This window comes from Peptoniphilus senegalensis JC140, from assembly GCF_000321025.1.
GTDB lineage: Bacteria > Bacillota > Clostridia > Tissierellales > Peptoniphilaceae > Peptoniphilus_A > Peptoniphilus_A senegalensis.
In genome coordinates this window covers 618368-642515 of record NZ_HE610717.1, presented here as the reverse complement: position 1 = coordinate 642515, position 24148 = coordinate 618368, and the positions used below count along the sequence as shown (strand labels likewise).

The window sequence follows — 24148 nt, the reverse complement described above, 5'->3', positions numbered from 1 at the left end:
GGAGCGGAGATGGCAATTAATTATAAAGACGCAGGCGTAGATGTTGATGCCGGTCAAAAAGAAGTTGAATTAATTAAAAGTATTGTTGCAAAAACTCAGTCAAAGGATGTATTATCATCCCTTGGCGGTTTTTCAGGTCTATTTAATTTAGATTTAAGTGAAATTAAAAATCCAGTTCTTGTTAGTGGAACTGACGGAGTTGGTACAAAAGTTATTTTGGCTCACAAGTTAAATAAACACGATACTATTGGTATCGACTGCGTTGCAATGTGTGTAAATGACATTTTGTGTCAAGGGGCAAAACCTCTTTTCTTCTTGGACTACATTGCTACTGGCAAATTAGTACCAGAAAAAATGGAAGAAATTGTTAAGGGAGTTGCTGAAGGATGTATTCAGTCTTCTGCATCACTTATTGGTGGAGAAACTGCAGAAATGCCAGGAATTTATCAAGAAGATCAATATGATCTTGCTGGTTTTGCTGTTGGTATTGTTGATAAAGATAAAATTATTGATGGTTCAGACATTAAAGAAGGAGACCTAATCTTTGGACTTTCTTCTAATGGAATTCACTCTAATGGTTATTCTCTAGTTAGAAAAATTGTCTTTGATCACTGCAACTTTGATTTAAGTCAAAAATTTGATGAACTAGGTTGCACTTTAGGTGAAGAACTTTTAAAACCAACAAGAATTTATGTAAAAGAAATTCTTGAACTACTAAAGCTTGTTGACATCAAGGGCATGAGCCATATTACTGGTGGTGGTTTTTACGAAAACATTCCAAGAATGATTCCAAATGGGCTTTGTGCAAAAGTTGACGCATCTGTTGTAGAAACTCCAGAAATTTTTAAACTTCTAAAGAAGTGGGCAGATCTTAAAGATAAAGATATGTATTCTACTTTTAATATGGGAGTTGGACTTACTTTTGTAGTTAAAGAAGAAGATAGAGATAAAGTTACTAATTTCTTTAAAAATAGCGACTTGAAGCTTTATGAGCTTGGAAAAGTTGTAACTGGAGAAGATAAAATTGAACTTAGCTTCTAAAAATATTGCAGTTTTAATTTCAGGTGGTGGCACAAATCTTCAAGCCATCATTGACAATACAAAAAATAATTATATCAATGGAAATATTAAAATTGTCATTTCTAATAGAGAAGATGCTTATGGGCTTACTCGTGCAAAAAATGCAGGCATAAAGGCTGTAGTAATAAAAGACGACGAAAAACTTATAAACACTTTATCTGAAAATAAAATAGATTTAATTGTTCTTGCGGGATATTTAAAAATCTTGCCAGAAAAAATTACCAAAATTTTTGAAAACAAAATAATAAATATACATCCATCTTTAATCCCTGCCTTTTGTGGCAGGGGTTATTATGGATTAAAAGTACATGAGGCCGTCATCAAAAAAGGTGTAAAATACACTGGTGCCACTACTCATTTTGTAAATGAGGGTGCAGATGAGGGTCCTATTATCATGCAAAAGATTACTGAAGTGGGAGATGAAACTCCTGAAGAACTTCAAAAAAAAGTTTTAAAGATTGAGCATGAAATTTTGCCTCTTTCTGTAAAATATTTTTGTGAAGATAAATTAAAAGTCCTTAATGGAAAAGTTGTGATCGGAGGTTAGTATGAGAGCACTTATTTCAGTTTTTGACAAAGAAGGAATTGTAGATTTTGCAAAGGAACTTGCAAATAGAAATTGGGAAATCATTTCTACTGGCGGAACTTTTAAAAAATTAAAAGATGCAGGAATTGATGTAATTTCTGTGGATTCTGTAACAGGTTTTCCAGAAATTTTAGATGGAAGAGTTAAAACACTAAATCCAAAAATTCACGGTGGCATTTTAGCCAGACGCGACATAAAAGAACACATGGAAACTTTAAAGGATGAGGGAATAGATGCAATTGATATGGTTGTAAATAATCTTTATCCCTTTGAAGAAAAATTACTTGATAAAGCAGATCACGAAACAATGATTGAAAACATTGATATTGGTGGTCCTTCTATGATTAGGGCTGCTGCTAAAAATTACAGAGATGTTTTTATTGTAACTGACCCAAGTGATTATGAAGAGGTACTTAATAATTTAGAAAAGGATAATTTAGAATTTAAAGAATATTTAGCAAAGAAGGCCTTTAGTTACACAGGTCACTATGATGCTGTCATTTCAAATTATTTTTTAAAGAGACTTCCTGAAGAGTTCCCAAGATATATTAACAAGAGCTTTAAACTTTCTGAAGAATTGAGATATGGAGAAAACCCACATCAAAAGGCAGCTTTTTACGAAGATTCTTATAGGCCAGATAAGGTTGAATATAAGGTTCTTCACGGCAAACAAATTTCCTACAACAACTTAAATGATATGTATTCTGCTCTTAATGCAGTAATAAATTTTGACAAGCCAGCTGCAGTTGCAATTAAACACACTGACCCATGTGGAATTGGTATAGGCGAAAATCTTGAAGAAGCCTTCCTTAAAGCCTATGAATGTGATGACGAATCAATTTTTGGTGGAATCATTGCCTTAAATAGAGAAGTTGATGTAAAAACAGCAGAACACCTTTCAAAGATTTTCTTAGAAATAGTTGTTGCGCCAAGTTTTTCTAAGGAAGCTTATGATCTTCTAGCTCAAAAGAAGAACATTAGACTTGTAGAAATTCCAGAGTTTGAAAGACTTTATGAAGCTGGAAAGAGATTTAAACAAGTTTTAAATGGAATTATAATTCAAGATTCTGATGACCTAGTTTGGGAAGAGGAAAAACTCTCCTTTGTCTCAAATAGAAAACCAAGTGAAAAAGAATTAGAGGAATTAAAATTTGCTTTCACTTGCTGTAAGACAACTTTCTCAAATTCAGTAGTTATTGCAAAAAATGGTGGAACTCTCGCTCTTGGTCAAGGAGAAACAAAGAGAGCTTGGGCTGTTGAAGAAGCAATTCAAAGGGCTGGAGAAAAGGCAAAGGGAGCAGTTCTTGCATCTGATGGATTTTTCTTTAGAGATACTATTGAACTTCTTTATAAGGCTGGAATTGATGTAATAGTTCAACCAGGCGGATCTGTTAAAGACCAAGAAGTAATTGATTATGCAAATGAGCATGATATCTGTCTTGTCTTTACTAATATAAGACATTTCAGACACTAGGAGGACAAATGAAGGTACTTGTAATTGGAAATGGCGGAAGAGAACACGCTCTTGCATGGAAACTTAAAGAAAGCAAAAATGTTGATAAAATATTTATGGCAAAGGGAAATGGTGGCACAGAAGACTTTTGCGAAAATCTCGACATTGATCCAAAAGATATTGAGGGACTTTTAAGATTTGCCCTTGAAGAAAAAATTGATTTAACAGTAGTTGGTCCAGAAGACCCGCTTTGCATGGGGATAGTAGATGCTTTCAACGAAAATGGCTTAAAGGTTTTTGGACCTAACAAAGAATGTGCTAGATTTGAAAAATCCAAAGAATTTACCAAGAAGTTTTTGGAAAAGTATTCTATTCCAACTGCAAAATATGAAAGCTTTGTAAATTATGATGATGCAGAAAAGGGGCTATCCGAATTTTCTTATCCACTTGTTGTAAAAGCTGACGGACTTTGTTTAGGCAAGGGTGTAATAATTTGTCAAAATTTAGATGAAGCAAAGGATGCCCTCAAAAAGATTTTCAAGGACAAAATTTTTGGAGACGAAGGAAAAACAGTTGTAATAGAAGAATTTTTGACTGGAGAAGAAGCCTCTGTACTTTGTCTTGTATCAAAAAACAAATTATTCCCCCTTGAAAGAGCAAAGGATCACAAACAAATTTTTGACGGAGATAAGGGTCCAAACACTGGTGGAGTAGGGACTTATTCACCAGTATCTGCGAGTCCTGAACTAGAAAAAAATCTTCAAATAATTTATAGGCAAGTAGAAGAAGGACTTAATAGAGAAAAGTTATCTTATTCAGGAATTTTATTCATAGGCTTTATGATTGAAGATGACAAGCCAAAAGTTTTGGAATTTAATGTGCGTTTTGGAGACCCAGAGACAGAAGTTTTAATGCCAAGACTTGACTGTGACTTATTTGAGCTTTTAAACAAAACAATTGATGGAGACTTGAAAAAAGAGGACATCAAGTGGAAGGATGAAACTTGTTTAACAGTTATTATGTGTTCAGGTGGTTACCCAGCTTCTTATGAAAAGGAAAAAGAAATCTCAGGAATAGAGAATGTAGATAGGGACATAATAGTTTTCCACAATGGAACAAAAAAATTTGATGCCCTCTACACTAATGGCGGCAGAGTTTTATCAGTTACAGCTCTTGGAAAAAATTTACAAGAAACTCGTAAGAAGGCTTACGCAAATGTAGCAAAAATAAATTTTGATGGAGCTTATTACAGAAAAGATATTGGAACAAAATAAATTTAATAGAGCAGGTCTTAATTATCAAATAATAGGCAATTAGGACCTGTTTTTCTTGCCAAAAAATATTTTTGTATTAAACTATAAGAGGTGATTAATTTGAAAATAAAATCTTATGAAAATTTACACGAGAAATTTTTAGTTTTAATTTTTATAACTTTGGCAGGAGGTTTTCAAGATGCCTACTCATATCTAATGAGAGGAAAGGTCTTTGCCAATGCACAGACAGGAAATATTGTGCTTTTATTTAAAAATATAGTGGACTTAAATTTTAAAGGAGTTTTAGCTTATTTAATTCCAGTTCTGTCCTTCGCTTTTGGAGTTTATGTGGCTGTTCGCTTTGAAAACGCAATCGAAAAGAGAATTCTTCATTGGCGTCAATACATAATTGGTTTTGAGATCATAATTATGATTTTCGTTTCCTTTATACCAGAAAATATGAACAACCTTGCCAATGCGCTTTTATCTTTTTCATGTGCAATGCAAGTTTATGCCTTTAAAAAAATTTACGGACTTAGCTTTGCAACGACAATGTGTATAGGAAATCTTAGGAGTGCAACGGAAAATTTATCAAAATATCACATAACAAAAGACAGAACTTATCTTGAAAACTCAAAAAAATATTACACTGTTATATTTATCTTTGGCATGGGTGCAGCTCTTGGATATATAAGCTCTGACTTTTTTGGATTAAAATCAATACTTCTTGCTGCAAGTTTACTAACTATTTCTTTTATTATTTTATTTTTTGAAGATAGAGATAGGGAGTCTTAAAAATTTATATGCTTATTCAAAACTTTGATTTGTGTTCAATATTAAATAGGTATTTACACTGTATGTAAGTGGAAATTGTTTTGTACACAAGATTGATAACTTTATAAGAATTAAAAGTCTAAGTCTAAAGATTTGGACTTTTTTTATATAATCATTTATTTCACTAAAGGGAAAAATAAAAAAAGTTTTATACTTTATTTTTCATTATCTACTTTATTCATATTTTTTATTGGACTATAATCTCTGTTATTTTCAGAAAAAATAATATCCAAAAGTTCTATTATTAAAAGGAAATTGAAATCTATAAATATTTCGATTATAAATTTTACTTTGTGTAAATATTTAGCCAAAATTTTGTATTTAAAAAAGTCGGATATATGCTCATATATTGAGATTTTTATTGACCTTTGCCATTTAATGTGATAAAATCTATACAATTTATAAACCAATATTAAATAAATTAGAAGAGGTGTAAAAAATGAAATTAAAATTTAAGAGGTTTATGGGTATTTTGATAGTCTTATTAGCAGTTTTAGCTTTTACTAGTTGTCAAAAAGTAGACAATGGTGCTAAAAAAGAAGAAGGCGGCGAAGCTGCTACAACAGCGAATGCTGGTCAAAAAGCAAAATTTGAAACGCTTAAAGACGGCGAAGAATATCATATCGGTATTATAACTGGTACAGTATCTCAAGGTGAAGATGAGTTCCGTGCTGCACAAAAGGCAATTGAACTTTATGGTTCTGCTGATGAAGGTGGAGTTATTAGACATGATACTTATCCTGACAGATTTGAAGCTGAACAAGAAACTACAATTTCAAAGATTGTAGCTATGGCAGATGACCCTCTAATGAAGGCTGTTATTGTAAATCAATCAGTTCCAGGAACTGTTGCAGCATTTAATCAAATTAGAGAAAAGAGACCTGATATACTTCTTGTAAACTTAGTTGCTCAAGAAGATACAGTAATGGTTGAAAATGCAGCTGACCTTGTTATGGATGCTGATAATGTTTCTAGAGGTTACAGAATTATAGCTGCTGCAAAAGAAATGGGAGCTACAAAATTTGCTCACATTACTTTCCCAAGACATATGTCTATTGAACTTCTTGCTCTTAGAAGAGCAATAATGGAAGAAGCTTGTAAGGATTTAGGGCTTGAATTTATTTCATTAAACGCACCAGATCCTACTACTGATATTGGTATTCCAGGAGCACAACAATATGTTGCTGAAAACATTCAACCTTGGATTGATAAGTATGGTAAGGATACTGCTTTCTTCTGTACAAATGATGCACATACTGAACCACTTCTTAGAGGTGTTGCAGCTGGTGGAGCTATATTTGTAGAACAAGATTTACCATCTCCAATCATGGGCTACCCTAAGGCTTTCTCTGTTGACATTCAAAAAATGGCAGGAGACTGGCAAGCAATTAATGCTGCAGTTGAAAAAGTTGTTATTGAAAAAGGTGGCGACAAGAGAATGGGTACTTGGGCATATTCTTTAGGTTATTCACTAACTCTTGGTTCACTTGACCATGTAATGGATGTTCTAAAGGGACAAAGCGAACTTCTTAACCAAGACCAAATAGTAGCTTCTATAGAAAAATATACTGAAGGTGCTAAATGGATGGTTGAAAACTATATAGATAGATCTTCTGGAGAAAAGAAAGAAAATCACTTCTTACTTTCTCAAGACACTTATGTATATGGTAGAGGTTATCTAGGAATGGATAAAGTTGAAGTTCCTGAAAAGTATATGAATCTTAATGTTGATTTAGATGCTATTGAAGCTGCTCAAGAACAAGCTGAAGGACAAGCTAAATAATTTAATTATTTTATAAAAGAAATTAAAGTCAACGGGTTACCGTTGATTTTAATTTTATTATTATGAAGATGGAGGGATTTTGTTGACAAACAGTTTACTTGAAGTCAAGAATGTCAGCAAGAGTTTTGGCGAAAATGCCGTCTTAAAGGATGTAAATTTTTCCATTAATAAAGGAGAAATTTTAGGACTTGTTGGTGAAAATGGTGCCGGCAAGTCAACTCTTATGAACATAATTTTCGGAATGGAAGTTATTAGAGATACAGGCGGTTATAACGGTGAAATTTATTTTGACGGAAAATTAATTGACTTTAAAAACCCAATTGACGCCTTAAATGCGGGCATAGGAATGGTACATCAAGAATTTAGTTTAATCCCTGGATTTACAGTTGCAGAAAATATTACTCTAGATATGGAGAAGACTAATCCTTCTGTAGTATCTAAAATTTTTGGAAAAAAATTAGAGAGTATAGATGCAAAGGAAAATATGAAGATTGCAGGCAAGTCGCTAGACACTTTGGAAGTTAGCATTGACACAAATGCTCCTGTTTCTGAAATGCCTGTTGGTCACAAGCAATTTATTGAAATTGCAAGGGAAATGACGAGAAAAGATGTTAAGTTAATAATCATGGATGAGCCAACGGCGGTACTAACTGAAAGTGAAGCTAATAACCTCACTAATTCACTTAGAACTCTTGCAAATCTTGGAATATCCATAATTTTCATCACTCATAGACTTAGAGAGATCACAAATGTATGTGATCAAGTTGTTGTACTTAGAGATGGTGAAATAATAGAAAATGTGAAGAATGAAAATTTATCTATTGAGCAAATTGCTAAATGGATGGTTGGTAGAGACGAAAATGATAATAAAATTGATGTTGGAAGAGTGAAAAAGAATTTAGATGAAGATGACCACATTCTAGAAATCAAAAATCTTTGGGTGGATATGCCTGGGGAAGCTGTCTACGATGTAAGTCTTGATGTAATAAGAGGAGAAATTCTGGGGATTGCTGGACTTGCTGGTCAAGGTAAGCTAGGTATTCCAAATGGAATTTTGGGCACTTATCCAGTTGGTGGAAAGATAATTTACAATGGCAAGGAATTAAAACTTGGAAATACTTTAGAAATTCTAAAAAATAAGATTGCCTTTGTTTCTGAAGATAGAAGAGGTGTTGGTCTTTTATTGGAAGAGCCAATTTTCTGGAATATTTCCTTTAATGCTATGCAAGTTCAAGAAAAATTCATCAAAAAAGTTCTTGGATTTAAGTTTAGAGATGAAGCAAAGATGAGAGAAATGTCTAATAAATATATTGATTCTCTTCATATAAAAACTACAGGACCTGACCAAAAGGCAGGAAATTTATCTGGTGGAAATCAACAAAAGATTTGTCTAGCTAAAGCTTTTGCAATGGATCCAGAATTATTATTTGTATCTGAGCCAACTAGAGGTATAGATATTGGTGCAAAGGAACTTGTTCTTGATGCTTTGACAGAAAGCAATGAAAAGGACAATACCACTATTGTTATGGTTTCATCAGAACTTGAAGAACTTAGAAGTATATGTGACAGGATTGCTGTTATTTGTGAAGGAAAAATCGCAGGTATTTTGCCAGCTAATTCTGACCCTTCAAAATTTGGACTTTTAATGAGTGGAGAAGTGGAGGCAGTAAATGACTAAAAAGAAAAGTTTAATTCATAAAATAGGAGTGCCACGTCTTATCATTGGAGTTTTCTTATTAATATTATTCATGGCTGCTCCAATGGCTGGAGTTTCACTTGTTGACTCAATAGAAAATGTTCTTTCAAGATTTGGTATGTTTTCAGTTTTAGTTTTATCACTTGTTCCTATGGTGCAATCTGGTTGTGGACTTAACTTTGGGATCCCAATTGGTGTTGTAGCAGGAATTCTTGGTGGTGTAACTTCTATTGAATTTGGTTTTAAAGGTTTCCAAGGAATTTTTATTGCAATGATTTTTGCTGCAATAATAGCAGTTGTTTTTGGATTTTTCTATGGTCTACTTTTAAATAGAATTAAGGGCGATGAAATGCTTATCGCAACTTATGTAGGATATTCTTTTACAGCTTTTATGTGTATTGCATATCTAGTTTTACCTTATAAAAATCCAGTTTCTGTACTTTCTTATGGTGGAAAGGGACTATCTCAACAAGTTCCAGTTGCTGATTATTGGATGAAATCAAAAATTCTTGAAGATGGAACAAAGGTAACTGATGGTATTTTAAATGACTTTTTAAGTATTAATTTGTTTGGAGTTAGCATACCAGTTGGAATGTTTCTAATCTTTGCCATTATAGCTTTTATAGTTTGGGCATTTTTTAAGACTAAAACAGGTACTGCTATGACAGCTGTTGGTTCTAACTCAGAATATGCTAAGGCTGCTGGTATTCACATTAACAAGGTTAGACTTGTATCAGTAATTCTATCTACAGTAATTGCTGCAGTTGGTATTGTTATTTACCAACAATCTTATGGTTTTATACAACTTTACCAGGCACCACTTTCTTTTACATTCCAAACAGTAGCTGCGCTACTAATTGGTGGTGCTAGTATTAACAAGGCATCAATTCCAAATGTAATAATTGGTACATTTTTATTCCAAGGCGTAATTACACTTACTCCTACAGTAATAAATGGTGCATTAAATATAGATATTTCAGAAATACTAAGAATGATAATCACAAATGGAATGATAATTTACGCACTAACAAGGAGGAGTAAAGATGAATAAGAAATTTAATTTTAAAGAATTTTTATACAGATTTATGGTTCCTATTTTGTTTATAATCATAGTTGTTGTAGGCCTTATTATTGCTAAGCCACCACTATCTTATATAACAAATGAACTTTCCAAGAGAATGATAAGGAATACTTTCCTTGTACTATCTCTTATCATACCAATCATTGCAGGTATGGGTATCAACTTTGGTATTCCACTAGGAGCAATGGCTGGACAAATTGGAATAATTTTTGCTCAAGACTGGGGCTTTACTGGAGCAACTGGACTTCTTATAGCAGCTCTTATTGGTACACCAATAGCAGTTTTACTTGGACAATTTTCTGGAAGAGTTTTAAACAGAGCTAGAGGAAGAGAAATGATAACATCAATGATGCTTGCCTTCTTTATACTAGGTTGGTATATGCTTTTCTTATTGTACTTCTGTGGAACTTTAATTCCTATGAGAACAAAATCCATGGTGCTTTCAGCAGGTTATGGTATCAAAAACTCAATTACACTTGCATCAGCTCAAGGATTTGACAATATTTTAAAATTCAGAATAAATATTCCTATTACTGCAAAACATCAAGTTTTATTTGATGTGCCAGTAGTTACAATTGCAATAATTGCACTACTTTGCTTATTCATCGTGTGGTTTAGAAATACTAAACTTGGTCACGATATGAAGGCAGTAGGTCAAGATCAATTTGTTGCATCAAATGCAGGAATGAATTCTGATAAAATTAGAATTGCTTCTATAGTAATGTCAACTGTACTTGCTTGCTATGGACAAATAATTTATCTTCAAAACATTGGAACACTTGCAACTTATGCAGGTCAAGACCAAGCAGCACTTTACGCTGCGGCATCAATCCTTGTAGGTGGTGCATCTGTATCTAAGGCATCAATTCCAAATGTAATTCTAGGTACTGCATTATTCCACTTGATGTTTATAGTTCTTCCACAAGCAGGAAGAGTGCTAACAGGAGATGCCATGATGGGTGAATATTTCAGAACATTTATCTCTTATGGTGTAGTAACTCTTGCACTTATTCTTCACGCTTTTGAAAGAAAGAGAGAACTTGAAGCAAATAGATTAAAGATGCGAGAAGATAGAATTAATGGAAATAAAAAAGAAGAAGTTGCAGAAAATTAATTTTAATGCGATTTCATAAACTTTATAAAATAAAAAAAATTGCTCAGTTAATGGGCAATTTTTTGTGCTATTTTTAATATTATTAAAATACTTTTTGGAAAATTCTTTAACTCTAGTGTCCAAATAAATTTACAATTTTTACTAAAATTCATAATTAAATTTCTACATATTTATTATTTTCCATTATAAATGGTGGTGCTACATTAGGATCTTTGTAGTCCTTATATTTTTCCTTTAAATACTTGTAGCAGGACTCTTTGTTAGCAAATTTAACAGCTTGATAGGGTTCTTCAAAGGAAATTTTTTCTAAAAATAAGCAGCCTTTTTCAATTGGAATAAGAACTCCAACGTGACCAATAAAAAGATAGTCTCCATCTAAATTGTCATGAAGTATAACAGAAAGCATCTTAACTTTTTTAGGGAAGGTAAAATTTGATAAGTAAGAAGACATAACTTCTCCTTGAATTTTTGAATCTTTGCTTGTGTTTGTAGCTACTCTTGAAAATAATTTTTTAAAACTATTAAATTCATCATCACTAAATAAATTTGAATTTTTTATTGATTCTTCATCCATAAAAAGTAGCTCATCATCAATTTTTGTGTCTGGATTAAAATTCATTTCATCTTTTAATAGAAGAAAAGAATTTATTCTGCAATTAGTGTCGGGAAATTTATGATTTATATTATTTCTGATATCAATAATTTTCCCAGCGTCATAATTCGTGTATGATTTATTTTTAAAATCACCAAAGAGCAAGTCTTTAGGTATATCTTTATTGTAATCTCTCACAAGAGAGATATATTTTTCAAAATTATTTTTATTTATCTTGTTTTGAACTACATTTTTGACAAACTCAAGGCTCTTTTCGTCATTTAGATTAGAAAAAAGAATATTATTTATTTCTTCTTCAACATTTTTACTTAGGGTAGTTTCATTAATATTTTTGTTTTCTAAGTTATTTTTTTTACATCCTGATGTTATAAGGACAAGGCAAGCTAAAAGAATTGAAAATTTTTTATTCATGTTTTCTCCTATTTTAAAATTATCAAAGTAGATTATACAATAAAAAATATTTTTTCTAAATAAAATTAATTTCAAAATAGCAAGGATTAAAATAGAAAATTCATATCTTTTACATAAAATAATGTTAAACTAATAATAAGAATTGAGGGAGTGCGATATGGATAAATTTAATTTAACTTATATAAAAAATAAAAATTTTAATGCAGATATTTCCGATTTTGATTATGAGTCTGCAAAATTTGTAAATAATTTTCACAAGTCTTTTGATAGTTATGAGATAACCCCCCTTGTTGATTTAAAAAATTTGTCAAAAGGAATTGGAATTAAAGGATTTTTTGTAAAAGATGAGTCTTATAGATTTGGATTAAATGCCTTCAAGGTTCTTGGAGCGAGTTATGCCATTGCAAATTATATAAAAGATAAAATTGGCTTAGATGAAAATAATCTAAGTTTTGATGAGATAACTTCAAGTGAGACAAAGGAGAAACTTGGCAAAATAACTTTTGCTACTGCAACAGACGGTAATCATGGAAGAGCTGTTGCTTGGACAGCCAATAAACTTGGTCAAATCTCAAAGGTTTTTATGCCTAAAGGGACCTCTCTTGAGAGGCTTGAAAATATAAGAAGAGAAAATTCTGATGCAAATATTATGGAGGAAAATTATGATGATTGTGTTAGACTTGCTGCAAAATTTGCTGAGGAAAACAAGGGCGTTTTGATTCAAGATACTTCATGGGAAGGTTATATTGATGTACCAAAAAACATTATGAAGGGTTATTTGACTATGGCATTTGAAGTCTACAATGAGTTGAAAGAGAAAGATATTATGCCGACACATATTTTCTTGCAAGCAGGTGTTGGCTCAATGGCAGCATCTATTACTGCATTTTTTAGAAATGTATTGAAGGACAATCCTCCAAAGATTATTATTGTTGAACCAAATAAGGCAAACTGTCTTTATAGAACAGCAGATGCAAATGACGGAAAGCTTCACTTTGTCAAAGGGGATTTAAACTCTATAATGGCGGGGTTAAATTGTGGCGAACCTGTAACAATTGGCTGGCCTATATTAGAAAATTATGCTGATTATTTTTTGTCAGTTGATGATAATTACACTAAAATTGGAATGAGACTTTTGGCGAGTCCAATTAAAAATGATAGAAAAATTATTTCTTGAGAATCTGGTGCTGTAACAAGTGGTATTGTTTACGAACTTATGACTGATGATGATTTAAAAGATTATAGAGAGGAAATTGGATTAAATAAAGATTCAGTAGTCCTTTGTTTTTCAACGGAAGGCGATACTGATAAAAAATCCTATAGGGAAATTGTATTGGAAGGAAAATAAGTTAAAATTTTTAACTAACTTGTGTATATAAATTATTTTTCAATTAAATAAAATAAAAAATTTAGGACTTTGCGTAAAGTAAAGTCTTTTTTAGTGTAAAAAATTTTTAAAATAAAAATAAAAAAACTATTGAACTTTGTTCACAAAAGGTTTGTTATATTTTCTACAAAGATGAACGACGTTCAGAACTAAAAGGAGGATACATGTTGAAGTCTGAGGAAAGAAAAAAAGAAAACGAAAATAAAATTACAGAAGCAGCTCTTTCATCCTTTAGGGAAAAGGGTATAGATGCAACTTCTATTAGAGACATAATGAATAGGACTGACTTGGGGCTTGGAACTTTTTATCTATATTTCAGAGACAAGAAAGACCTAGAGGAAAAAATTGTTTTAGATATTATGACAGAATTAACTTATTGTGCAGAATCGAAGTGTAAAGGTAAAGATTCAAAGGAGAGGTTGATTTCCTTTTTTGACTATATAATTGAGCATTTAATAAGGGATCAACTTGAGTTAAAACTTATTTCAAATAATTTAAACTGGGCTCTTTATGCAAAAGTTGAAAATGATGACAGATTTAAGGAAGTAGAAACTACTCTTGATTTTATCTTAAATAAGTTTTCAAATTTATTTCCAGTAATTTTATCAGAGCAAGAGAGACTTTTTATTTTGGCCTTAACTATTAGAATTGTGCTATCAACTTGTGAATCTGCTTTAATGGAAGATTCAGTTATTGGAATAGATGAAATGAAACCAGTGCTATATAAAATCGTTGATAGAATATTTAGGTAGAGTGATCAAATGAAAAAATTTACTAAATTTATTTCTCACAAGCCAAAGTTTGTACTTTTAGTCATGACCTTGCTTTTAATTCCATCATTTTTGGGTTATAAGCTTACAAAAGTAAACTACGATATTTTGTCTTATTTGCCTAAAGATTTAAAGTCAACCCAAGGTCAAGAGATTTTGGATAAAGATTTTAAAAATGCTGCAACAGGAATGTTAATCCTTGAGGGAACTGACCATGAAGCAGAAGTTTTGAGAGAGAATATTCTAGAAATTGATGGAGTAGAAGATGTAATTTCTAAATCATCAACTGTTGGAGATATGATTCCTAGCGAATTTTTGCCTGATGAGATAAAAGATGTTTTCTATGCAGAAGACTCTACTTTAATGATTGTAAAGTTTAGCGATTCATCGTCTTCTTTAAAGACAATGAATGCTATAGATGAAATTAGAAAAATAGAATCAAATCAAAAATATTTAAGTGGAATTTCATCTCTTGTAAAGGATACGAAGGATTTAATCGACAAAGAAACACCAATCTATGTTGCTCTTGCCGTAGCTTTGGGATTAATTATTTTATCTCTAACAAATGAATCTACTATTGTACCCTTTGTCTTTATGCTAACTATTGGTTATGCAGTTTTGTATAATTTTGGATCCAATGTATTTTTAGGTGAGATATCCTATATAACAAAAGCTATAGCGGCTGTTTTACAACTTGCTGTTACTATGGACTATTCAATATTTTTGTATCACAGATATGTTGAAGAAAAGAAAAACTTTGACAATAAAAATGATGCTATGGATAAGGCAGTTCAAGAAACTATTTCTTCCTTATTTGCATCATCGCTTACAACTTTTGCTGGTTTTATAGTTTTAATTTTTATGAGACTTGGTCTAGGAAAAGATATTGGTCTTGTAATGAGTAAGGGAGTTTTAATAGGTTTAATAGCAACAGTTACAGTTCTTCCAGCAATGTTACTTGTTGTGGAAAAGTTTGTAAATAAATACAATCACAAAGTTATGCTTCCTGAATTTAATAAGTTGTAAGAATTTACAATAAAGCATAAGAAAACACTCTTTATAGCTTTTATTCTACTTTTTATTCCTGCAGTTTATGGTTCAGTTAATACAAAACTTTATTACAACCTTGATAGGTCACTTCCGCAGGATTTAGATTCTATAATTGCTTTAAATAAAATGAAAAAAGACTATGATATGGCTAGTACCCATTTTATTGTCGTAAAAGATGATTTATCGAATTCTGATTTGGAAGGGCTTATAAGTGACTTAAAGGGAATTGATGGAATAAATTCAGTTTTAAGTGCAAGTTCTGTTACTGGATTTACTATTCCCAGTGAATTTTTGCCTGAAAAACTTCAAGATAACTTTTCAAAAAATGGTTATCAGATGATCATGGCAAATTCTAAGTATCAAACTGCATCGCCTGAAGTTAAAAAACAGGTTAGTGAAATGAAAAGTCTTATAAATAAATATGACGATGAGGGATATTTAACTGGAGAAGCAGTTTTGACAGATGATTTAACAGTTATTTCAGATAGAGACTTTCAAATTGTAAATATTATTTCTATTGCAGTTGTATTTTTAATAATTGCAATAGTATTTAAGTCTATTGGTATTCCCCTAGTTTTAATTGCCGCAATTGAACTTGCAATTCAAATAAATATGGGTATTCCATTTTATTTAAATCACACAATACCATTTATCACGTCAATAATAATTGGGGTAATCCAACTTGGTTCCACAATTGACTACTCAATTTTAATGACAGATAGATTTTTGGCAGAATATAAAAAGTCAAAGGATGTAGATGGTTCTCTTAAAGTGTCTATAAAAGAAACTTCTAAATCAATTGTTACATCTGCACTTTCCTTTATGGCAGCCACAATTGGTGTAGGTATTTATTCAAAAATGGAAATTGTATCGACAATTTGTACATTTTTAGCTAGGGGTGCAATTATAAGTATGTGCGTAATCATACTATTATTGCCAGCAATTATTTCTGTAAGTTTTCCACTGATAAAGAAAACTACTAAGGGTTTAGATTAATATTATTTTAAGGAGAAGAATATGAATAAAAAAGTTCAAAAAGGTGTAATAACAGTTGTATTATCTTCCATGATTTTGACAAATACAGCTTTTGCTGCATCAAATGTAATAAATAAAAGTGAAACTGTATATGTATTAAAAAAGGATGACGACATTAAGGACAAAACTGTTTCAGTTTGGTTAAATTCAGAAGAAAACATCAAGGGTAAGGACAAGTCAAATTTAAAAAATATTAAAAATTTAAAGACTGATGAAAAAGTTGAAAGTAAAAATGGTTATATTTATTGGGATGAAAATGTAAAGGACATTTACTACCAAGGCAAGAGCGAAGAAAATATTCCAATTGATGTAAAAATTGATTATTATCTTGACGGCGAAAAAATGGAAAATAGCGAATTAAAGGGCAAGTCTGGTCATTTAAAGTTAGTTATTTCTACTGAAAATAATAAATATGTTATAAAAAAGATTAATGGCAAAAAGACTAAAGTTTATGCACCATACACTGTTATTGCGGCAATGGCATTTCCACAAGAAATTGCATCAAATATTGAATCAGATGATGCAAAAATTGCAAAGGATGGAAAAAATGAAGTTGTAACTTCAATTTTAACTCCTGGCTTAACGGAAAATTTTGAGACTATTCTAGAAGATAGACAAATGGAAGAGTTTAAAAGCGAAGCTGTTGTTGAAATGGATGTAAAGGATTATAAGCCAGTGGAAGCTTATGTTGTAATTTCTAATGAATTATTCCAAAATAAAGCAGACTTAGAAACTATTGACAAACTTCGTGATGGTGTAAGAGAACTTGAAGATAATTCACAAAAGTTAGTAGATGCTTCTACAAAATTATCTGATGCACAAGGTAAATTAAATAAAGGAATTAATGAATTAGGGGATGGGACTCTTACGCTTAAAGATGGCTCCAAGAAACTTTATGAAAAGTCAGGAGAATTTCAAGACAAACTAGATGAAGTTATTGAAAAAGTTGAACCAGTTCCAGGTGCAGCACAAAAAATGTATGAAGGTGGCAGTAAATTAACTTCAGGAATTAGTGATTACACTTCTGCTGTTGGAAAAATGAATGATAAAACTGGCGAAATGAAAGATGGAGCCAAAAAACTTCACGACGGTTCAGTTGAACTAGACAATGGACTTGGAAAGTTAAAGGATGCCACAGTACAATTAAGAGAAGGTTCAAGCAAGTTAAGTAAAATTGACGAAATGAAGGAAGAAGCTTTAAAGAAACTTGCAGAATTAAAATCTGGCATAGAAAAGCTTTCTGCTGGATCTAATAAGATTGATGCAGGAGCAGCAAAGGCAGTTGAAAGTACAAATAAACTTGCAGCAGGAGAAAGTGAATTTAATTCTAATTTCCAAATGTTAAATGGAAAAGTTCAAGGCATGGATGTACCTAACCTATCAGGACTTGGAAATATTAATGTTGAAGGAGATTTACAAAATATTGGTGCAAAAGCACAAGAAATTGGTGGAAGTGCACAGTCAATTGGAACTTCAGCTGCAGAAATTGGAAGAGCTATAGCAGTGTTAAGTCAAACTGATGATCCTGCAGCTCAACAAGCTATTGGAATATTACAAGGAGCAGCAGCAAACTTAGGTCAAAGTGCAGCTGGCATTGGACAAAATGCACAAAGTATTGGCGCATCAACACAAAAAGTTGGAAATGACCTTCAAGCACTAAAAGGTTTAAGCAATATGGCTGGAAAATTAGAAGGGTTAAATGAATTAAAGGGCGGAATGAATCAACTTGCACAAGCGTCAGAACAAATAAATGCAGGAGCAAGTCAACTTCCTGCAGGGCTTGAACAATTACAAGCAGGAACAAGAGAACTTTCTAATGGAGCAAATCAAATTAATTCTGCTCTTGAAAAAGCTATGTCAGATGCAGCATCAAAACTTGATACATCTCAACTTATGAAACTTTCTGATTCTCTTGTTAAGCTTGATGAAGCAGCAGGAAAATTAAAGGATGGCTCATCAAAATTAAGAGAAGGCACAGAACAAAGTGAAGATGCTGTAAATAAATTTACAGATGCAATTTCTGAACTTGACTCAAATTCACCAAAATTAAATTCTGGAGCTAATGAACTAACTAATGGGCTATTAGAATTCCGTGACAAATCTCAATTATTTAAAGATTTCCCAAGATTAAAGACAGAAGGAATAGTTCCAATGAGAGATGGAATTAAAAAGCTAGATAATGGAATCATTGACTTAAACTCTGGTGCAATTAAATTGAAAGATGGCGGAGATTTAATAGACGGAAACATGAAAATTTTTGCAGAAAAATTAGCTGAATTTAAACAAAGAGGAATTGATGAATTAGATAAGAAAACACAAGAATTACCAGAATTTAAAGAAATTGTGGATACAATGTTTGAACTTTCAAAAGAAGATTCATCCTTTACAGGAACTTCTGAAGGCTTCGATACTAAATATAGAATAATAGAAAAAATAAAGTAATGTGACAAATCCAAAAAGTTGGGTATTAAAAAGTAAGAACAATTTTAGGAGGTCATTATGGAAATTAAAAAAGGAAACAATTGTTATTATATAGGCGAAGACGAAAATAATTATAAGGGAATTTTGACTTATGAAGAAAAGGGCGACATAATAGATGCCACTCACACTATTGTAAAGCCTGAGTTTGGAGGTCAAGGACTCGCAGGAGAGCTTGTGGAAAAACTTGTAGAAGACGCAAGAAATGAAAATAAAAAAATAAAGGGAACTTGCTCTTATGTTCACAAAAAACTAGAATCTAGGGAATATGATGATGTAAGAGCATAAAAAAAGATGGACTTTGTGGTAACTTCATAAAGTCCATTTTTTATTAGTATAAATAAAATTATTTAAAATATAATTTCATATCGCCATCTTGAATTAAGCCCTTGCGATAAAAAATTTCATAAATTGCAAAGGTTAAAGCTGCAGGCAAAATTATGTGCATAAGTAAAACTATGCCAAGAAGTTTCATAAAAGGAAGGTCAGGCATTGCTGTGAAAGTAGAAATTTGTCCCACAAGTCCACTTGTTCCCATACCAGAACCAAGAGGTGTATTTTCAAGTTTGAAAACCATAGTTGAAACTGGTCCCAATATTGCAGATGAAATAATAGGTGGAATAATGATTATTGGTTTTCTTACAATATTTGGCATTTGTAGCATTGAAGTACCCAGACCTTGTGCTACGAGTCCTTCCATTTTGTTGTCACGATAAGAAATAACTGCGAAGCCAACCATTTGACAACAACAACCAATAGTTGCAGCACCACCAGCAAGAGATGAGAGGGAAAGCATCATACAAAGTGCCGCTGAGGAAATTGGAAGAGTTAAAACTATACCAACTATAACTGATACAATTATTCCCATAAAGAAAGGAGCTTTATCAGTGGCATTTATAATAATTGCACCAAGAAGATTCATAAAAGCACTTATGTATGGACCAACAAAGTTTGCTATAAATACTCCAACTAAAACTGTTACAGCAGGAGTTACTATAATGTCAATTTTTGTTTTTTTGCTGACAAGTTTTCCAAATTCAACAGCGATGATTGTTGCTATGTAAACGCCCATAGGACCACCAAGTTCGTTACCAGCAATGCCAACTACAGTGGCAGCATAGACAACAAGGCTTGGGGCAGACATTGCCGTTGCAATAGCTACAGCTATGGCAGGCCCAGTTGCCTTTTGTGCCAAGGGCCAAAGCACATCTGTCAAAAATGAAATGTTAAAACTTTTTCCAATAGTATTTAATATTGTACCAACAAGTAGTGTTGCAAAAAGGCCAAAGGCCATGGCTCCAAGGGCATCAATAAAATATAATTTTGCCTTTCTTTTTATTGTTTCATTAAAATTTTCTTTTACCATTATATTCTCCTGACTAGGTCTTTTATTTTATATTTTGGCACAATGTAATTGCCATCTTCATCTAAGTAATAAGCTTGATCTTCGCCTGCATTAATTTCTTTTATAGTTGACTTAACTTTTGGATAGCCAAAGGCCACAACAAGATCGCAGGAATAATTATTTTCATAATTTAAAATCTCACGCATTTTTTTGTCATTAACACTTCCAATAATGCAAGAGCCAATTCCTTTTTCTGCAGCAAGAAGAGTCAAGTTAGAGATAACCAAGCCTTCATCAATGCCATTAAATCTTAATTTTTTTTCTTCATCACTTAAAATTGCAATAAAATAAACAGGCCTTTCTCCTTCTTTAGGTCTTCCAATGTTATTTGGTAAAGATGCTGCCCATTTTGTGTTTTCAAAAATTTCTAAGACCTTAGCCTTATTTTCGACAGAAATAAATCTAAGGTATTGTCTGTTGTTGGCGCAAGAGGCAAATTTTATAGAATTTAAAATATCCTCAATATCCTCTTTTGAAATTAACTTGTTTTCGTCAAACTTTCTATAAGTGCGTCTCCATTCCAATAAATTTTCTAAAGTCATTTCTTCCTCCAATCTTATTATTTTTATTCTTGTTAACTTTATATTTTATTACAAAATAATTATTTTTCAATAAATTAATAAAAATAATAAAATCATGTTTTAAATTAAAAAAAGGGTATAAATGCTTTAGTCAAAGAATATAATAATGCGATTAAAAATTTTTAAAATTTTTATATCAAATTTAATGAAAATGTTTTGACACTTTATATAAGTTGTTGTATACTTTAATTAATGTATACCGCTTTGGTGTATCTTTTGTTTTTCACAATTAGTATTGAAAAACATTTCAACTATTCTTTAATTTAAAAAGGAGGAAAATATGTCAAATTTGTATAAGACTACTGCAGAACATGAAGCTCTTCGTAAAGCTATTAGAGAGTTTGCAGAAGCAGAGATTAAGCCATTATCTTTTGGACTTGATCAAAACAATGAATTTCCAGAAGAAATTGTTAAGAAAATTGGCGAAAACGGTTGGATGGGTCTACCTTATTCTGTAGAAGAAGGTGGAGCAGGTAAGGATGTTATTTCTTATGCCATCGCCGTAGAAGAATTATCAAGAGTAGATGCTGGTGTTGGTGTTGTTTTATCAGCTCATACATCACTAGGCTCTTATCCAATTCAAGCTTTTGGTACTAAAGAACAAAAGGAAAAATACTTAAAACCTCTTGCTCAAGGTAAAAAACTTGGCGCTTTTGGACTTACTGAACCAAATGCTGGTTCTGATGCCGGCGGTACAGAAACAACTGCAGTACTTGATGGAGATTATTATATCTTAAATGGTAATAAAATATTTATAACAAATGCTCCTGCTGCTGACACTTATGTTGTTTACGCAGTTACTACACCAGGTATTGGAACTCACGGAATTTCTGCTTTCATAGTAGAAAAAGGTTGGGATGGATTTACTTTTGGAGATCACTACGACAAACTAGGTATTAGATCTTCAACTACTGCTGAACTTCAATTTAACAATGTTAAGGTTCCAAAGGAAAACTTACTTGGTAAAGAAGGTCAAGGTTTTAGAATTGCAATGCAAACACTTGATGGTGGTAGAATTGGTATCGCATCACAAGCACTAGGTATTGCTCAAGGTGCTTTTGAAGCTGCACTTGCTTATGCAAAAGAAAGAATCCAATTTGGTAGACCAATTGCACAACAACAAGCTGTTGGATTTAAACTTGCAGATATGGCTACAAAGATTAGAGCTGCAAGACTTATGGTATATTCAGCTGCTGAAATGAAACAAAATCATGAAAATTATTCAATGGAAGCTGCAATGGCAAAAACTGTTGCATCTGAAGTTGCTATGTGGGTTGTAAATGAAGCTCTTCAAATCCATGGTGGAAATGGATATTTAAAGGGAATGGAAGTAGAAAGATTCTTCAGAGATGCTAAGATTACTACTATCTATGAAGGTACTTCTGAAATCCAAAGAGTTGTAGTTGCAAGTCACCTTGTTGGTAAAGCACCAAAGAAAAAAGGTAGAGCTGCTGTAATAGATAAAAAAGCAGGCCCTATCACTGGAGATAGAAAGAGAGAAATAATTAAAGCTGATACAGCAGAAGAAGCTGTTGAAATTTTAGTTAAGAACTTAAAGAAAGATGGATATGATTTCTCTGTAGGAATTGACATTGACACACCTGTTTATGATGCTGAAAGAGTTGTTTCAGTTGGTAAAGGAATTGGCGGAGCAGAAAACATGGATATGGCAAGAGAACTTGCTCACGCTGCTGGTGCTGCACTAGGCTCTTCAAGACCAGTTGCAGAAACATTAAAACTTCTACCACTTGAAAGATATGTTGGTATGTCAGGACAAAAATTCAACGGAAATCTATACATTGCATGTGGTATTTCTGGAGCAAGCCAACACTTAAAGGGTATTAAAAACGCTTCAACAATTGTTGCAATCAACAAAAATGCAGGTGCTCCAATATTCAAAAACTGTGACTATGGTATAGTTGGAGATATGTTCGAAATTATGCCACTTCTTGCAGAAGCTCTTGGAACTGGTAAGAAAGACCCAGCACCTGAAATGGTTAAAGTTAGAAGATCTAAGCCTAGAAAGTTAGCTCCAAATTATAAAGTAATGGTATGTCCAGGTTGTGGATATGAATATGATCCAAACTACGGAGATCCAGAAGGAGAAATCGATCCAGGTACAGATTTCGAAAAATTACCAGAAGATTGGACTTGTCCAGAGTGTCAAGAAGAAAAGCAAAACTTCATTGAAGAAGATTTTACTGCTGATAGAAAGTAAGGAGGCTCTTTAAATGTTAAATAATAGAAAAATAACAGATGATTTATATTTTGTAGGGGGAAATGATAAAAGACTTGAACTTTTTGAAAATATGTTCCCTATTCCAGATGGAGTTTCTTACAATTCATACCTTTTGATGGACGAAAAGACAGTTCTTGTAGATTCAGTTGATTGGTCAATTGCAAGAGAGTATATACAAAGCATTGAAAATATATTAGATGGACGTAGTCTTGATTATATGCTAATTCACCACATGGAACCAGACCACTGTGGAGCTATTGAAGAAATATGTATAAGATGGCCTGATATTAGAATTATATCAAGTGAACAAGGTTTTCAATTTATGAGACAAATGGGATATCATATTCCAGAAAATCAACTAATAATAGTTGAAGAAGGAGATACAATTTCCTTCGGTAAGCATACACTTGCTTTCATTGAAGCTCCAATGGTTCACTGGCCAGAAGTTATTATGTCTCTTGACGTAACAGATGGAGTATTGTTCTCAGCAGACGGATTTGGTTCCTTTAAGTCTATGGATGGTAAATTATTTGCAGATGAAGTTGATTGGGAAAGAGATTGGCTTGATGAAGCTAGAAGATACCTTACTAACATCGTTGGAAAATATGGTCCATTTGTACAAGATGTTCTTAAAAAAGCTGCACCACTTCTTCCACAAGTTAAATATATTTGCCCACTTCACGGACTTGTTTGGAGAGATAACTTTGGATTTATCCTAGACAAGTATGACAAATGGTCAAGATATGAACCAGAAGAAGAAGGCGTGCTAATAGTTTATGCATCAATGTATGGAAATACAGAAAGAGCTGCACAAGATTTTGCAAACAGCCTAGTTGAAAGAGGAGTTAAAAAAGTAGAAGTATATGATGTTTCTAAGACAGATATATCCTATCTAATAGCAAAAACATTCCAATACTCTCACCTTGTTATAGCATCTGTAACTTACAATCTAGGAATCTATCCTAAGATGAAAAACTTCCTACACGATCTAGAAGCACTAAACGTTCAAAACAGAACAGTTGGTATCATTGAAAATGGTACTTGGGCTTGTACAGTTGGCGATAAGATTGAAAACTATATAGATGAAAATCTAAAACTATTTGATGTTCTTCCAGAAAGAGTTACAATTAATACATCTCTAAATGAAGCTAACGAAAATGACATGGAAGCTCTTGCAGATTCTATTATTGAATCTATGGCAAAAATTAGAGAAGTTAAAGAAAAATCCGCTAACTAATAATACCAAAGCGGTTCGGATATTAAATTCGGTTATATCATTTGATATAGCCGAATTTTTTT

General features: G+C 32.3%; 19 protein-coding genes and 1 pseudogene. 17 read left to right on the top strand and 3 right to left on the bottom strand.

The genetic code is table 11. The features are described 5' to 3' along the window. Window positions 1-9: 9 nt before the first annotated feature. The 9 genes from purM to PTSHG_RS03050 all read left to right on the top strand — a co-directional run bounded on the left by purM (window position 10) and on the right by PTSHG_RS03050 (window position 10880). The gene (purM, locus tag PTSHG_RS03095; RefSeq protein WP_019107433.1) at window positions 10-1041 is read left to right on the top strand and encodes a phosphoribosylformylglycinamidine cyclo-ligase; all 1032 of its coding nucleotides are present in this window, start codon (window positions 10-12) and stop codon (window positions 1039-1041) included. Beyond that, window positions 1025-1627, top strand: coding sequence for a phosphoribosylglycinamide formyltransferase (gene purN / locus PTSHG_RS03090; protein WP_019107432.1), 603 nt, complete (start codon window positions 1025-1027; stop codon window positions 1625-1627). The genes purM and purN overlap by 17 nt, the downstream gene beginning before the upstream one ends. 1 nt (window position 1628) lies before the next feature. After that, entirely contained in the window at window positions 1629-3140 is a 1512-nt protein-coding gene (gene purH, locus PTSHG_RS03085) for a bifunctional phosphoribosylaminoimidazolecarboxamide formyltransferase/IMP cyclohydrolase (RefSeq protein WP_019107431.1), read from the top strand. 8 nt (window positions 3141-3148) lie between these two features. Further along, window positions 3149-4393 (top strand): phosphoribosylamine--glycine ligase, encoded by a 1245-nt coding sequence (gene purD / locus PTSHG_RS03080; RefSeq protein ID WP_019107430.1) that lies wholly within the window; start codon window positions 3149-3151, stop codon window positions 4391-4393. Between the two features lie 99 nt (window positions 4394-4492). After that, window positions 4493-5167, top strand: coding sequence for a YoaK family protein (locus tag PTSHG_RS03075; protein WP_019107429.1), 675 nt, complete (start codon window positions 4493-4495; stop codon window positions 5165-5167). A gap of 478 nt (window positions 5168-5645) precedes the next feature. Further along, window positions 5646-6989 (top strand): DUF3798 domain-containing protein, encoded by a 1344-nt coding sequence (locus PTSHG_RS03065; RefSeq protein ID WP_019107427.1) that lies wholly within the window; start codon window positions 5646-5648, stop codon window positions 6987-6989. Window positions 6990-7071: 82 nt separating this feature from the next. Then, window positions 7072-8667, top strand: a complete 1596-nt coding sequence (locus PTSHG_RS03060; RefSeq protein ID WP_019107426.1) for a sugar ABC transporter ATP-binding protein — start codon at window positions 7072-7074, stop codon at window positions 8665-8667. Beyond that, the gene (locus tag PTSHG_RS03055; RefSeq protein ID WP_019107425.1) at window positions 8660-9736 is read left to right on the top strand and encodes an ABC transporter permease subunit; all 1077 of its coding nucleotides are present in this window, start codon (window positions 8660-8662) and stop codon (window positions 9734-9736) included. The genes PTSHG_RS03060 and PTSHG_RS03055 overlap by 8 nt, the downstream gene beginning before the upstream one ends. Further along, window positions 9729-10880: an ABC transporter permease subunit gene (locus PTSHG_RS03050; protein ID WP_019107424.1), complete on the top strand. Its 1152-nt coding sequence runs from the start codon at window positions 9729-9731 to the stop codon at window positions 10878-10880. Before PTSHG_RS03055 ends, PTSHG_RS03050 begins: the two co-directional genes overlap by 8 nt. A gap of 154 nt (window positions 10881-11034) precedes the next feature. Here the strand turns inward: PTSHG_RS03050 and PTSHG_RS03045 are convergent, their stop codons facing one another. After that, window positions 11035-11904, bottom strand: a complete 870-nt coding sequence (locus PTSHG_RS03045) for a DUF4300 family protein (protein WP_019107423.1) — start codon at window positions 11902-11904, stop codon at window positions 11035-11037. Between the two features lie 157 nt (window positions 11905-12061). Between PTSHG_RS03045 and PTSHG_RS09150 the strand changes: the two genes are divergently transcribed. From PTSHG_RS09150 to PTSHG_RS03020, 6 genes and pseudogenes are all read left to right on the top strand, one after another. Further along, complete coding sequence (locus PTSHG_RS09150; RefSeq protein ID WP_019107422.1) at window positions 12062-13081, top strand: diaminopropionate ammonia-lyase; 1020 nt, start codon at window positions 12062-12064, stop codon at window positions 13079-13081. A gap of 39 nt (window positions 13082-13120) precedes the next feature. Next, the gene (locus tag PTSHG_RS10195) at window positions 13121-13252 is read left to right on the top strand and encodes a hypothetical protein (protein ID WP_019107421.1); all 132 of its coding nucleotides are present in this window, start codon (window positions 13121-13123) and stop codon (window positions 13250-13252) included. Between the two features lie 203 nt (window positions 13253-13455). Further along, window positions 13456-14043 carry a TetR/AcrR family transcriptional regulator gene (locus PTSHG_RS03035; protein ID WP_019107420.1) on the top strand — a complete coding sequence of 196 codons (588 nt, stop codon included), beginning with the start codon at window positions 13456-13458 and terminating at the stop codon, window positions 14041-14043. A 9-nt stretch (window positions 14044-14052) separates the two neighbouring features. Next, window positions 14053-16107, top strand: a pseudogene (locus PTSHG_RS09145) (efflux RND transporter permease subunit). A gap of 21 nt (window positions 16108-16128) precedes the next feature. Continuing rightward, window positions 16129-18588, top strand: coding sequence for a methyl-accepting chemotaxis protein (locus PTSHG_RS03025; protein ID WP_019107417.1), 2460 nt, complete (start codon window positions 16129-16131; stop codon window positions 18586-18588). A 57-nt stretch (window positions 18589-18645) separates the two neighbouring features. Further along, the gene (locus PTSHG_RS03020; protein ID WP_019107416.1) at window positions 18646-18912 is read left to right on the top strand and encodes a GNAT family N-acetyltransferase; all 267 of its coding nucleotides are present in this window, start codon (window positions 18646-18648) and stop codon (window positions 18910-18912) included. Between the two features lie 58 nt (window positions 18913-18970). Here PTSHG_RS03020 and PTSHG_RS03015 read toward each other — a convergent pair whose 3' ends face one another. Together PTSHG_RS03015 and PTSHG_RS03010 are read right to left on the bottom strand one after the other, a co-directional pair. Then, window positions 18971-19990 carry a PTS sugar transporter subunit IIC gene (locus PTSHG_RS03015; RefSeq protein WP_019107415.1) on the bottom strand — a complete coding sequence of 340 codons (1020 nt, stop codon included), beginning with the start codon at window positions 19988-19990 and terminating at the stop codon, window positions 18971-18973. Further along, window positions 19990-20571, bottom strand: a complete 582-nt coding sequence (locus PTSHG_RS03010; protein WP_019107414.1) for a nitroreductase family protein — start codon at window positions 20569-20571, stop codon at window positions 19990-19992. The genes PTSHG_RS03015 and PTSHG_RS03010 overlap by 1 nt, the downstream gene beginning before the upstream one ends. 319 nt (window positions 20572-20890) lie before the next feature. Between PTSHG_RS03010 and PTSHG_RS09620 the strand changes: the two genes are divergently transcribed. Together PTSHG_RS09620 and PTSHG_RS03000 are read left to right on the top strand one after the other, a co-directional pair. Next, window positions 20891-22828 carry an acyl-CoA dehydrogenase family protein gene (locus PTSHG_RS09620; RefSeq protein WP_019107413.1) on the top strand — a complete coding sequence of 646 codons (1938 nt, stop codon included), beginning with the start codon at window positions 20891-20893 and terminating at the stop codon, window positions 22826-22828. Window positions 22829-22841: 13 nt separating this feature from the next. Beyond that, entirely contained in the window at window positions 22842-24086 is a 1245-nt protein-coding gene (locus PTSHG_RS03000; protein ID WP_019107412.1) for an FprA family A-type flavoprotein, read from the top strand. The last annotated feature ends 62 nt before the right edge of the window (window positions 24087-24148 follow it).